The 12,945-nt window shown below is 56.8% G+C and carries 10 protein-coding genes; 2 read left to right on the top strand and 8 right to left on the bottom strand.

All coding sequences use genetic code 11. From position 1 onward, the window contains the following. Positions 1 to 10: 10 nt before the first annotated feature. From AC6H1L_RS19640 to AC6H1L_RS19660, 5 genes are all read right to left on the bottom strand, one after another. Positions 11 to 1,261 (bottom strand): glycosyltransferase family 2 protein, encoded by a 1,251-nt coding sequence (locus AC6H1L_RS19640; RefSeq protein ID WP_497599146.1) that lies wholly within the window; start codon positions 1,259 to 1,261, stop codon positions 11 to 13. Then, a complete protein-coding gene (locus AC6H1L_RS19645; protein WP_497599147.1) occupies positions 1,258 to 2,868 on the bottom strand; it encodes an O-antigen ligase family protein in 1,611 nt (536 codons plus the stop codon). The genes AC6H1L_RS19640 and AC6H1L_RS19645 overlap by 4 nt, the downstream gene beginning before the upstream one ends. A gap of 94 nt (positions 2,869 to 2,962) precedes the next feature. Continuing rightward, positions 2,963 to 3,094: a hypothetical protein gene (locus AC6H1L_RS19650; RefSeq protein ID WP_497599148.1), complete on the bottom strand. Its 132-nt coding sequence runs from the start codon at positions 3,092 to 3,094 to the stop codon at positions 2,963 to 2,965. A 30-nt stretch (positions 3,095 to 3,124) separates the two neighbouring features. After that, positions 3,125 to 4,048, bottom strand: a complete 924-nt coding sequence (locus tag AC6H1L_RS19655; RefSeq protein WP_497599149.1) for a P-loop NTPase family protein — start codon at positions 4,046 to 4,048, stop codon at positions 3,125 to 3,127. A 12-nt stretch (positions 4,049 to 4,060) separates the two neighbouring features. Next, entirely contained in the window at positions 4,061 to 5,122 is a 1,062-nt protein-coding gene (locus tag AC6H1L_RS19660; RefSeq protein ID WP_497599150.1) for a GumC domain-containing protein, read from the bottom strand. 670 nt (positions 5,123 to 5,792) lie between these two features. Here AC6H1L_RS19660 and AC6H1L_RS19665 point away from each other — a divergent pair. Together AC6H1L_RS19665 and AC6H1L_RS19670 are read left to right on the top strand one after the other, a co-directional pair. Next, positions 5,793 to 6,350: an acyltransferase gene (locus tag AC6H1L_RS19665; RefSeq protein ID WP_497599151.1), complete on the top strand. Its 558-nt coding sequence runs from the start codon at positions 5,793 to 5,795 to the stop codon at positions 6,348 to 6,350. A 101-nt stretch (positions 6,351 to 6,451) separates the two neighbouring features. Then, positions 6,452 to 7,261 (top strand): PIG-L deacetylase family protein, encoded by an 810-nt coding sequence (locus tag AC6H1L_RS19670; RefSeq protein ID WP_497599152.1) that lies wholly within the window; start codon positions 6,452 to 6,454, stop codon positions 7,259 to 7,261. A 111-nt stretch (positions 7,262 to 7,372) separates the two neighbouring features. Here AC6H1L_RS19670 and AC6H1L_RS19675 read toward each other — a convergent pair whose 3' ends face one another. From AC6H1L_RS19675 to AC6H1L_RS19685, 3 genes are all read right to left on the bottom strand, one after another. Next, the gene (locus AC6H1L_RS19675) at positions 7,373 to 8,641 is read right to left on the bottom strand and encodes a chitinase (RefSeq protein ID WP_497601575.1); all 1,269 of its coding nucleotides are present in this window, start codon (positions 8,639 to 8,641) and stop codon (positions 7,373 to 7,375) included. A 224-nt stretch (positions 8,642 to 8,865) separates the two neighbouring features. Continuing rightward, the gene (locus AC6H1L_RS19680; protein ID WP_497599153.1) at positions 8,866 to 11,127 is read right to left on the bottom strand and encodes a glycosyl hydrolase family 18 protein; all 2,262 of its coding nucleotides are present in this window, start codon (positions 11,125 to 11,127) and stop codon (positions 8,866 to 8,868) included. A gap of 484 nt (positions 11,128 to 11,611) precedes the next feature. Beyond that, on the bottom strand, positions 11,612 to 12,835 hold the full coding sequence (locus AC6H1L_RS19685; protein ID WP_497599154.1) for a carboxylate--amine ligase: 1,224 nt from the start codon (positions 12,833 to 12,835) through the stop codon (positions 11,612 to 11,614). Positions 12,836 to 12,945: the final 110 nt, after the last annotated feature.

Below are 12,945 nucleotides of genomic sequence, written 5' to 3' on the forward strand. Positions count from 1 at the left end.
AGGATATGCATTAAGCGGGCGTGCGATCGGTTCGCACCCAATCTCTTTTCTGCCGATGGCTCTGGCGCAGTACAAGATAGACCCAGAGTTTCCAGAGCACGAAGGCCGGGGCGAAGAAGAAAGCCTTATAGATACCGTCGGGAACATCCAAAAGAAGGAGAGGAGAGAGCACATAGAGGCTCAGCCCAAGTGACGAGAACAAGGCCAGGAACACAGCTGGAGGCCAGCCCAGGATAAAACTGACGAGAAGCGCGAGGACTGTCCAGGCCAGCAGCACAGAGAGTGGAGGCGTCAGCAGCTCTGCCACGGCCTCCAGACGGCGCCAGTCCCTTGCTCGCAGGCCTGCGCGTAGCAAACGGAAAGTGCGTCTCACAGTGGACAGGCCTGGTTCCGCTGCCTCCCAGCGTAGATCTTGCGAGCGCATCTGCGCGAAGCGAACTGGCATCTGTGAGCGAACCACAGCCCCAGGCACGTAGCGAACGCAGATCCCCTCTTCCACAAGATGTAGATAGTACTCGTAATCTTCGCCGCGTGAAAAAGCCTGCCAGGGATAACGCTCCAAGAGAGCGCGGGTGAAACACATCCCGTTGCCTGTCAAAGTCGCCGAAGCTCCCAGCCTAGTCCGCCCGAGGGGACGGACGTGATTCATCAAGGAGAGAGCCAGCCAGCGCAGCGCTGTACCGGGAGAAGCCGAGGCATTAAGAACCGTATTACAGGCCTGGAGCGCCTGCAGGCGCTCACCACGAGCCTGGCCTGTTTTCAAGGCCTGCTCCAGAGCGTCCAGGAAGGAAGGCTCAACCACGGCATCCGCATCCAGGAACACACAGGCATCGTATCTAACGCCATCTTCAGCCAGGCGCGCCAAAGCCCAATTCAAGGCGTAGCCCTTACCACGCCGCTGAAGATCATAGCGCTCGTAGACCGTGGCCCCGCCCCTGGAGCGGACCAGACTTGCCGTGCCATCATCACAGTTATCGGCGATTACATAGACGTCATAGTGGCTACGCGGGTACGTGAGCTGCTGTAAACTTGCCAGAAGCGTGCCAATGACCAACTCCTCATTATGCGCGGGGATCAGCACCACAAAGCGCACTGGCTCAGAAGCGCCGGGTTCTGGCGCAAGTGCAGCCTGGCGACGGAAGCGAGTCGACAGGGCTGCTACCGTTACCACAGCCAGATAACTGACGGGTAGTGCCAGAATCAGCTCCGCCAGGAGCAGGGTCCACAGCAGCAGAGGGGAGAGAGCAACAAAGGGCGTCATAGGCTGACCTCGCTCAGGGCTGGTCGCGGCTGAGAAGACAGGAGAGCCTTGTCCTGAGGGATCTCTTGAGACCTTCTTGGCTCCAGGGCTGGCAGACGCATCAACAATCCCGCCAGCAAACCCAGATAGATCACATTGCGATAGAAGAACAGCTGATAGTCCGCATAGGCTACCATGACTTCCATGCAAGTAATCGCAATCACATAGACAGCGACCAGGCGCAGGTATGGCTCTCGGAGCTGGCGCGCAATCAGACCGCCACGCACGATCAGCGAGCCTAACAAGAACCACAGAGCGATATAGCCTGCTGGCCCGAGCCGCATCCAGATCCAGTAGATAGTATTGTGAGGAACATACAGATAGGGATTGCCTCCAAAGTCAGGATCATCGTTAGCTAGGATCGGCAGCGGCTCCGGCTGTAGAAACTGCTTTCCGAAGCCCAAGCCTAGCAGTGGATTCTGTTGCACCGTATACTTTAGATCATAATTTTCAGCATTGCGATAGGAGTTTGAAGCCTGATCTCGTGCATCTGACGCGGAAGGGTCGATAACCGAGACAATGGCGCGGGCTGGTTCAGCCAGGCTGCCTGTACCGTGAGCAAAAGCGACAACGTAACCTACGCCCAGCATAGAGCAGATCACCAGGCCAGCCAGCAGCGGCTTACGCAACTGCGGCTTAAGATAGAAGACAAAGGCCCAGGCCACGGCCACACCCACGATCAAAGCGATATAATCGGCGCGTCGCTTATTGGCAATCAGAGCAATCAGGATCACCGGCAGCACCGCCAGAGCTGCATAGAGCTGTGGCCGATAGCGGTAAAGCATACAAAAGAGGATGATTATCAGCAAAATTGATACGAAGAAGAAAGATTCTTCGTGTGACATAATCTCATTCTGGTTAGTCAGATCGCCATGTAGCACGAAGAAATAGACATAGCAGCCCTGCAAGCCCTTGAAAGCGGCGCCAAAGATCGCAAACCAGAAAAAGAGGCGGACATGCTGCAACTGGGAGATCAGATTGTAAGCCAGTAAGTAAGAAAGGAACAGGTACCAGAGTGGTCGCACCTCTAACACAATGATCTTCAGATCGCCACCGGTAGCCAGGCCGTGAATGACGCCTATCGCCACGCAAAGCAGGAAGGCGACGAAGGGCCAGAAGAGGGGACCGCCCTCCAGGGCTGGCTGACGCCTGGCCAGCCGGTGGCAGATAGCCATAAAAAGAGTGAACAGCATCAAAAAACCGATGGGGCGCTCGATCATCCCAGCCATATTGGGAGGCCAATAAAAAATGTTCAACTGATCGGTGCCGATATGGATCTGCAGAGGATTCTGCTCAATGAGCAGCACGCAAGCCAGGCAGAGGAAGAGGCCGCTGACAGGCCAGCGCATAATCATCAGGCCGGCAGCGAGGGCGGTGAGCAGAGCAACAACGATGCTGAAGCCAACAGAGACGCCGGCCAACATCAACAAAGGGAGCACAAGCAGGCCCAACATAAGAGCGACCCAGAACGGAAGAATTCCCCCACCTGGGGGCTGAGTCGCCGGCTCATCAGGGTAAGCGCGGTAGAGCCGTCTCGATCGTGGCGGTGACTCTGGTAGAGCAGACATAGGCTTTCACTATCTAGCTGGCTACGGAAGACGACTACAAAGAGCAGACATCTGAACCTCGGTCGGACTACGGCGAAAGAGTCCTTTACCTTTCCTAGAAGAAAGTGCTGTAGGCGACCAACGAGACAATGACCAGTAGCATGATCGCTCTCGTTTTAGCGCTATAGCGCCTGATAAAGAGCGCCATAAGGATAAAGAAGCTCAGCAGAATAAAGATTACCTTCATAGGCCTGACTCTCTCTTAGCACACTATCTCTCACAGCATCTGGCGTATCCAACGCGGAATACGGCTCTCGATCTGGTTCAGCAGGATGCCCTGGACAGGAAGATCTTTCAACTGAGCGCAGGCCTCACTCACAAGCACCTCGGAGGTCGCGCCGGCATGCACTACCAGGATCAGCGTATCGGCCAGACTAGCTGCCAAAGCTCCGTAACCTGTAGTCACAACAGGAGGGAGATCCAGGATGATCAATTCCTCTGGAAGAGAGAGACGGGAGAGAAGCTGGCGTTCAATAAGCTGGCGAATCCAGCGCATTGCCTGTCCTGCGGCGTCGCCAGCGGGAATCACCGTCAGCTCGGGCGTCACGCGATAGCGAATTGCCTCTTCAGAACACTCGCCGCGCAGCCATTCGGCCAGACCCTGCCGGCGTGGCAAATCGAACAATGCCTGCAACTGCGGGCGCTCCCAAGTGCATTCGAGCAGCGTCACGGGCCTCCCGCTATCGCTAGCCAGCACGCTGGCGGTTGTCAGAGCCAGCAGCGTCTTGCCTTCGCCTGCAATGGCGCTTGTAAAGCCAAGGCAGCGAATTGTCGACCCCTCGCGGAAAAAGATAGAGGCGCACAACTGGCGACAGCGCTCGCGCACAACCTGGATATTGAGCAACTCGCGAGCCTGACGACTTTTCGCCGAAGCTGGAACACGGTCGCCTTCCGCCTGGCTAGCTGGTACTGGTACTGGCGTATCCGGTAACTCAACTGTACTGATCGTCTCTATATGCTCCTCGTTATCTTGCTGTGAGAGCTCGGTCTTATTGGTAACCTGGACCTCCGCTTTCTTGGATGACACCACCGCAGCTGCTGCCTGGGGGCGGAGGGCTGGGAGCTTAACCGTATCGGTGTCCGAGTCGTGAGAGCTAGAGCTTTTCTTCTTGTTGTTGTTGAGCCGATCAAGTTCTGCCATAGGCGCTCTCCTCTAGCGGCTAGGAATACCATCTCTGCTGGATAACAGCTTGCCACTGGTAGCTGAAGGGAGCAGAGCGGCGACGCTCTCCCCTCGCAGGCGTGGGAGTTGTGCCAGCACAGGAAGCGTCGTGATCTTCTGCACGTCGAGAGGCGTATAGATTGCACGCTGACGGCGGACCTGCATGATTACCAGAGCGGAGCAGCTAAGAATCGCTGCTGCCAGACCGATTCCACCACCGATCAGCAAGGACTTTGTGCGCGGAACAGGCTGGGTGCCCACCGCTGGCGAATCGATGACCTTAAAAAGGCTGTTGACCCCTGTACCCTGAGAGCTGATTTCCTGCTTCAGGCTAGCGATGAGCGACTGTAGATTTTCCACTGTGGCCTGGGCCTGCTTCGTCTGGCTGTGGAGCAGGCTGTAAGTGGGGTCCAGGGTTGCAGCATAATCAGGGCCAGAAACCAGCACCTGGTGGGCCAGATCTGGATGACTGGTCAGATAGCGAGCCTCGGCAGCCGCGGCATTCGCGGCATCCTGCTGAGCCTTGACCAATTGACCCTGATAGCTTTGCAGTAGATATTGCGCTTCCGCAATACTAAACTGCTGGCTCTGTTCGCTGTAGTTCTCAATCACGGACTCGACCACTTGCTGAGCAACTTGAGGGCTGCGATTCTCATAGGTAATAGTGAACAAATTGTAGCCCACTGCGCGCACCAGGACATGTTTAGAGATCTCTGTAAAAAGAGCATCGTCGCGCAAAAGGGGGTTAGACCGGGTATGCTCATCCAAGGTTGCAGCGAGCTGCGCCTGCGCTGCTACTTTCAAGGCGAAAGTGCGACTTTGCAGCAGCTCGCTCAGAGCGGTCGCCTGAGTCTCTGCAGGCGTAGCCTGGAGATTCGTCTCCGGCCCGGTAGCTCCAATCACCTCATAGCGCCGCAAGGCCCATAGCGAGGCTGTTGTCTCGTATGAGGGAGGAAGAATCAGTACCACCGCAATCGCCACTGCTGGGAACATCACAAACAGTAAAGCGAGCTGCAGGGGTCGGCGGAAGATGACTTCAAGTACACGCCCCACAAGAACAGACCTCCTTCGCTTCGCGTTCCGTAGCCTCTCGTTCTTTCTACCGGTATGCGATCTGCTACAAGGGTACTACTGGCTCCATAGTAAAGAGGTGTTCATATATGTGAAGATGGCGTTGCTACCGGGGGGGCAATGTGTACATCGCTCTACCGGCTGCCTTGCAGAAGGCTTGGAATGTCTCGGGTACGGGACATTCACCTCACTTCAGAAAAGCGACGTCTTCTTTACCATCATCGCAATCCTGTCACTACAAAGGCATGCTATAACCCGAGGTAGGCTAAGAAGAGTCAAGCGGGGGGAGCAACCCATACGACCAGTGCCGCCCGAGGCAGGGGAGAGAGCTATTCCTCTCTCTATGCTAGCTAATCTAGCCGCTTGAACCAGTCGGCTAGTGAGGCAGTGGTCGATGGCATGGTCGTCCATACCGCGTCTCGGTTATCTATCGGCTGGCTGAGGCGAGGTATGGCGAACTGCTTGTGTCAATTCGGGAGAGCTGGTAGACATCACCTCATCCTGACCTGCCGAAGCAGCGAGAGCTGTTGAGCTTTGCTTAAAGCGATGCTGATAATGTCCAATTTACATTTATTTCATGATTGCTATTCATATAACATTGATATATGATAGGATGGCTTCTGTTATTTGCAGCGCTGCTGGAGGTTCTGAGATGAGAAACGCGCTTCGAGAGCTGATTAAATATCTCACTAACCAGTTCATCAACTATATTCCCTCCTACACTCTGCGTTATGCCTGGTATCGGGCTATCCTGGGCTGGGAGATTGGTCCACAGGTGACGATCCTCTCGGGGGTGCGTATCCAGATGGCGGGGTTGCGTGGCCGGGGGCGCCGGGTGGTTATTGGCAAGGGTTCTGTGATTAACTACGGCTGTCTCCTCTATGTAACGGGAGGGCTGGTGATTGGAGAGAATGTCAGCCTCTCGCCTGGGGTCTGGCTGATTACGGGTTCGCACGATATAAATGATCCAGAGCATAAAGATGTATATAAGCCTATCGTGATCGGAAACTACGCCTTCCTGGGAGCGCGAGCAACAGTGTTGGCGGGTGTAACCATCGGTGAAGGGGCTGTTGTTATGGCGGGTGCAGTAGTGACACGTGACGTTCCTCCCTATGCTATCGTGGGAGGCGTTCCGGCGCGCGTGGTTGGTGAGCGCCAGCTACGTAATCCCTCCTATTCCCTGGCTCATTTTCATCCTCTATTCGGTTAGCGCCCTGCTCAGCGAGGGGCAAGAGATTGGCATAGGTCGATCCTCTGCCTCGCTATGCCGGCTCAGGCGCTGCTTGATTGCCAACTGAAAGGAGTTTAGCATTGCTTGTCCCTGCTACAGACGACGTCGGTCCAGAGTATCAGCATGTCTATCTCTCACCGCATTTCGATGATGTTGTCTATTCATGTGGTGGAACTATCGCCTTACAGACTCTCCAGAGAGAGAACTCACTAGTAATAACTGTTTTCGCAGGTATTCCTGGCCCTGATTTAAAGCTAAGCTCCTTTGCCCGGCGTATCCAGCGCACGATGAGCAGCAGTCGAGAGGCATTTAGCCTGGTAGAGCTTCGCCGGCAGGAAGATCAGCGGGCCTGTTCCTGGCTGCAAGCTGACTGCCTCTGGTTGGACTACCTCGATGCTATCTATCGTGGTTCTCCGGCCCTCCAGCGTTGGAGACGCGCAATTGGGGGAGGTATTCGTCAGGTCGATGCTTGGCTTGTGGAGGATTTACTCCAGCTTTGCTTAGCGCTCCATCGCCGCCTGCCCTCGCTGCATTGGTATGCCCCTTTAGGTATTGGAGGCCATATCGATCACCGCGTTGTCTCTGCTGCTGCTTTCCGGCTCCTGGTATACGGCGCCAACGTGGCGTTCTATGAGGATTTCCCCTACGTGCTGCGTCCCTCCGCCCTCAGAAAGCGCCTGCGGGAGGTGGGGATTGCTATGCAGCCTCATCTGGTGGAGATTTCGGACACGCTGGCCTTGCGCCAGCAAGCTGCCAGCCTGTATGCATCACAGGTGCGTATCAACTTTGGTAGTTCTGAGGCTCTTTATCAAAGCATTGAGTGCTACAGCAGCCGGATCAGCCCCAAGCCGGGGACCCATGTAGAGCGCTTCTGGCGGGCCGTCTTATGAGCTGGTGACCGACGGCGGTCGCCAGCAAGCCAGTGGCGGAGGTGATCGCCACCTCCGCCAGGCTCAAGCTTGCTCTTGGGAGAAGATTTCAGGCCAGGGAAGGCTGTTTGGCTAACAGGGGCCAAGTTGAACCCAGACGCCTGCTGGGCCGCCAGGCACGTCATTGTATGTCCACCATTTGGCCTGCCAGAGATAGCCATTGTAAGTAACTTTGCTGCCGCCAGTATAAGCTGTGGTCGGACTCCACGGAGCAACACCTGTACAGCTGCTGCCGGCTGACGAGGTTGGCGTTGGGGTCGGCGTGGGAGTCGAGGTCGGGAGCGTCGCGGTAGCGGTGGTTGTAGGTATAGGTGTTGCAGTGGGAGTCGCAGGGGGTGTCCCGCCAGCGGCCTGCGCGAACTGCGTGATAATGCGCGTGAAATCCCAATCGTTCTGAGGCACACTGCTACAGGTGGCCGAGAGATTCCCGTTGTTATCTGGAGGCGTGCACTGGCGGTCACGATTCACCGACCAGAAGGTAAATCGCGCCAGGTGATTGCTCTCGACAAAGCTCAGCACTGTCTGGAAGTCAGACTGATAGAAGTATTCGCCGCTATCGGTGCGCCCATTCATAGAAGAAATTCCCTCGTGGGCATAAGCAGTAGCGCTATCCCAGCCGAAGGTATTCATGAGGATAGTATGGAAGCTCTGAAGGGCGCTAATTTGACTACTGGCGCCGTTGAAGCCGCCATCGAAGGGCATGATGGAATAGCTGCTGGGAGTGTAGCCAAGGCTATGTGCAGTGTTGAGGAGCTGCTGCCCAAAGTAGCCGGTGCCGGACGTTGTGCCAGGCAGAGTAATCGTGATCAGCAGGCCAGGGTTGTTAGCCTGCAAAATCTGGGCGGCTGCCAGCTCGTTATTGATCGCGCTGGCATTCTCGTACTCTGGCTCCTCCAGATCAAGATCGATGGCCCGCAAACCATACTTATTGATCACTGCTTGCTCAGCGGCGGCTGTGGCCTGCGCTGTCCCACAGACCTGTCCAAGTTTCGTTCCATTATAGCCGCCGAAGGAAACGACTACATCACCCCCGGCTGCCCGAACGGCATTGATAATGGGACCGACCTGGGTGTCTGCAGAGACATCGATGAGCCCGCTGTCGGCCTCCCAGGCAGGAGTACAGCCGTTGTCTGCGACGATAAAGGCAAGCGTAAAGACGCGCGCTCCTGTAGCGCTCATGACTGCCGTAAGAGACGGGGGATTATTAGCGAGAGGCATAACGTAGGGAGCTGCGTTATACCAGGCTGAGCTGAGGGCCGTCGCTGCTTGAGCTGGTCTCTGCTGAGACTGGATAGTCGTAACGACGGCGATAGCGCAGCTCACAAGCAGGGCAGCGCTCATCAGCAACATAGCTCGCCAATTCAGTGGCAGGCCCATAATGCGCCTGTGAAACAGGTTGAAAGGCTTCATGCCTTAGCTCCTTTGTCGTTGTAGGAGATCCTCTTGCAGAGATGTGATGACCGGCCAGGGCGGGAAGAGCGCGCGCCGCACCTCGGTAGGGAGCTGAACGGGATGGCGCGCGCTCTTCCTCTTTTTGTCAGCCGGTTATGTGCTCGAGCTGAGGCCTATTGCAGCGAGACATCATCGACATAGACGTTCCCCTGCAAGTACCAGCCGTGGACGTAGATAGTGACGCTCGTTGTCGAAGCGCCTGTGGTGAAGGACACGGAGAGCAGCGTGTAACTGCTGCTGCTAGTCCAATTGCTAGCTCCTCCACTGATGCCCAAGTAAGCGTAGGGGCCGTTCACGTAGGCGCTCAGCGTATAGGTATGGTTCGGCAGGACGCTGATAGTCTGGGTACATTGACCCGTCGTAGAACTCGTAGGAGTCAGCTGTAACGCGTAGGAGCCGCTATGAACGGGAGAGGAGACGATCTTGTCGCCGGCGTCGCAGGTCCAGGGAGCCAGCGAGCCGCTCTCAAAGCCGGGATTCGCGACCAGATTGCCTCCGGATGGGGGAGCAGTCGGCGTTGGGCTCGGCGTAGGAGTGACTGTCGGTGCTGCTGTGGGGGTTGGCGTCGGGGGCGGTGTTGTCGGCGTCGGGGTCGCCGTAGGGGTTGGCGCAGGTGTCGGCGTCGGCGTCGGGCCGGGATTAGGAGCGCCTCCCAGGCCGTTGACAATAGCATTCAGCAGGGTATCACCGGCGTCTTCATCCTCCAGGGAGAACATCATTGCCCCGGCCAGACCCTTATTCTTGATATAGGTCGTCTTCGCAGCGATCGACTGGGGAGTGTCGCCAGTGTAGAAGTTGGTGCCGTCATAAATCCAGGCTGCCTGAGTCGTCGGATCAAAGAAATTGACGTTCGCATTAGCAGTAAGACCTGCGGCGGCCAGCTCCTTGTAGAAGGCAACGCCGGGGGTCTGGCTGTAGGAGAAGGAAGGTGAAGGACCAGTAGCAGACTGGTAGAGGCCATGCGTATTGCCAGCAGGCACACCGGTCCAGCCACGGTAGTAGAAGGGAAAACCCATTACCAGCTTGCTGGCCGGGAAGCCGCCTGGAATGTTGTAGGCAGGCAGGCCGCTTGTCCAGGCCTGGATGGACGTATCGATATTATACTTAGCCTGGCCAGGCGGTATAGGAGCTGAAGGATCTTGAGGGGAATTGTAGAGCGGGTCCTGGAAATTCGTCGGGCCGCTACTCTCCCAGGCCCCATGCATATCGTAGGTCATGACATCGGCATAGTCCAGATACTGACCGATCTGATCAGTCTGGATCTGCATAATCTTATCCTGCCCGGAGGGAACGGCTGCCGTCAGCAAGAAATGCTTGCCGATACTGGCTCCATAGGCGTCAAGCTCGCTGCGGAACTCCTGGAGCAGAAGAGTGAAGTTGGTTTTATCCTGGGGACCGTAGTGATTGCCAACATGGCCGAGAACTCCTGGATACTCCCAGTCAATATCAAAGCCGTCGAAGATCCCAGCGGCAGCGGCTGGCCCGCCCGAAGGATCACCACCGATACCGGTGGGGAGATTGCCCTTGAGGAACATGTCAATGCAGGAGCTAACAAACTTCTGGCGTGAGGAGGCCGTGGCAGCCACATCAGAGAAGTACTTTGAATAGGTCCAGCCACCGATCGAAAGCAAAATCTTCAGATTGGGATACTTGACTTTCAACTCCCGAAGCTGATTGAAGTTACCCTTGAGCGGCTGACTGTAGGAATCCGAGGTACCATCGACCGAGTTAGCGCTGCTATAGCTCTTCTGGTAGTCGGCAAAGGCATCGCCCGCCCCGTCGCCGGCATTGGGGTTGTTCTCGTTGCTCGAATCAGCAGCCTTAATGGCCTCGAAACAGGTCAAATTAGTTGGATCGATGTTCTCAAAAGCGTAGATGATCATCGTCAGGCGCGACGCGGCTCCCGACGTATCGACGGTCGAGGGATAGTAGGCATTGCCGTAGATGCTCCATTGGTCGAAGTAGGCAATTTTCTGATAAGTCGGAGCACTGGCCGCCTGAGTCGAGGCCGTGATCGGAGCGCTAGGGGCCGAGGTATTGCCATCCTTATCGTAAGCCTGAACGGTGAACGTATAGCTTGTCGAGGGCAGCAGCGAGCTGATAGTGACAGCCGTCCCCATCGAGGTAGCGACGATATTGCTGCCATTGTAGACATAATAAGCAGGCACATCGCCGGTACCGGAGTTGTCAGTCGAAGGCGACCAAGCCAGTGTGATCGACTGCGGACCGGTGGCAATCACGTGGACATTGGTCGGGGTGGTGATCACCGTGGCACCATGTACCTGGAGAGGATGGGTATAGAGCAGAGCGGCCAGGCCCGAGCAAAGAAGAGCCACCGCTATTCCGAGCTGCAAGAGTCTTTCCTGTCGTCTCATGGTTGCTCCTTGCTAACATTCCTTGCTAGCAGTTTCGGCTGAGAGATCCCGGCAAAGCGCGCGGCAGCCGACCTACCGCGCGCAGCATGCACTAAGCGTCGCTAGGTAGATTCCCAAGGAAGGCTACTGAGGCTGCGCTGCCCGATGACAGGCATACCAGCCCTGATGCTGCTCTCGCCTCCTTCCTTTTTCTCGGACTGGCGTGGGGCAGACCCTGCTTTCTTCCCTTGCCCACCGCGTCAGAAAGACACCTGCGTAGAGCACCTGCTGTTTGACGGCGGAAGGAACCCGACAGACTGGCTGCTTTCCACCTGCTGTTATGGGCAGTGAAGCGGGAATTCTGCCTCCTACGAGAGATCTCGGCTGGCCCCTGAAGCCCTCTGATCTCTCTCCTTTTTGAGAGTGTACTCATTTATAGTCTATATGTCAAGATGTATAGACCAGATGACGGAGAGAAGGATGAGGTGAATTGGGCGGGGAAAGCCTAGCGGGGTGGGGAGACGACTGCTTGGGGAGGAGAGGAGGAAGGATGAGCAGGAGAGCGGGGAGTGAGGCGAGAGCGCAGAAGGGACCTGGAACGCAGCAGAGCCACGAGCAGGTCGCCAAGCGCGGGGAGAGGATCGCTCCAAGCGAAGACAGAGAAAGTCAGGGGGCCGATCAGGGAACGAAGGTAAGCACTGGGGCTGCTGAGACCGGCGCGGATCTCCTGGAGGCCGGCGGGCAGATCAGTAAGAAGGCGCAGCCAGCGTCTTCCGTAGCGGATAGAGGTCGGGGCCTCGCCGGGCCTGCCGGTTGCCTGGCAATATTGCAAGTAGGGTAGATCCAGGCCGCAGGCTATGCAGAGCGTATGCCATCCCCAGGGACGGAGATTAATATCAAGTAACTTATAGCAGTCATCGCGAGGGTCAAGCTTAAACTCCACCTCAACCATGCCGTTGGCGCCCATGAAGCGGAGCACCTTCTCCGCCAGGGGATAAAGAGCCGGGACCTCGACAGCCTCCACAAAGCTGGAGCCAAGGCCGTAGTCGATAGGGTACTGACGGCGCCGGCGGGCGGTCAAGGCGTAGCGCAGCTGGCCCTCTGCACAGAAAGCTCCCACAGAATACTGTGACAGGCCGCCGCCTGGAATCAACTCCTGGAGCATAATTTCATCGGCGTCCAAGACAGCGCGGACCTGGCGATAGGCGGCCAGCAACTCGGCATAGTTATGGGCCTCCAGCGCCTTCAGATGCAAAGCGTACTGCAGATGAACGGAAATTGCCGGTTTCACAATTAACGGGAACTGCAGATCGAGACTGGCAAGGGCCTCCTCGCTAGCCGGATACCAGGTACGCGGGGCCGGAATAGCCAGCCGCTCTGCCATCTGATAGGTCAAACGTTTATCGAGGGCCCAGCGGGCGATCTCCCAGGGTGGAGTAGTGAGCCGATAGAGGGGCGCCAGTTCCATATAGTGGCGACTCACCAGCTCAACGGCCTCATCCTGCATTGGGAAAAGGACGGCCCCCTGCAGACCGTGCGTGGGTCCTAAAGAGAGCAGAAACCTCAGCAAAGCCTCATCGCCAAGGGAGCCGTGCCAGCGGATACGCCGGCGCGTGTAACGCGAGAACCAAGCGGAGCGTGGCACGGCATCGATCAGCATGCAAGCGATGCCACGGCGACCCAAACTACGCACGACTCCCAGAGCCTTAAAATCGCTTCCCAGGATCAACGCGGGAGGAAGCTCCCCTGTAGTCCACCTAGCGCTAGCGCATGTATCGGGCATTGCCATATCTACCGACCTAGAGAAGCGCGACAGCGTCATTTCAGCGGCGGCAGTGG

The sequence above is a fragment of the Thermogemmatispora argillosa genome (assembly GCF_059696725.1).

Coding starts and splice junctions, on each gene's coding strand:
- AC6H1L_RS19640 (WP_497599146.1), bottom strand. CDS start 1,261: ATGACGCCCTTTGTTGCTCTCTCCCCTCTGCTGCTGTGGACCCTGCTC.
- AC6H1L_RS19645 (WP_497599147.1), bottom strand. CDS start 2,868: ATGTCTGCTCTACCAGAGTCACCGCCACGATCGAGACGGCTCTACCGC.
- AC6H1L_RS19650 (WP_497599148.1), bottom strand. CDS start 3,094: ATGAAGGTAATCTTTATTCTGCTGAGCTTCTTTATCCTTATGGCGCTC.
- AC6H1L_RS19655 (WP_497599149.1), bottom strand. CDS start 4,048: ATGGCAGAACTTGATCGGCTCAACAACAACAAGAAGAAAAGCTCTAGC.
- AC6H1L_RS19665 (WP_497599151.1), top strand. CDS start 5,793: ATGAGAAACGCGCTTCGAGAGCTGATTAAATATCTCACTAACCAGTTC.
- AC6H1L_RS19675 (WP_497601575.1), bottom strand. CDS start 8,641: ATGAGCGCTGCCCTGCTTGTGAGCTGCGCTATCGCCGTCGTTACGACT.
- AC6H1L_RS19680 (WP_497599153.1), bottom strand. CDS start 11,127: ATGAGACGACAGGAAAGACTCTTGCAGCTCGGAATAGCGGTGGCTCTT.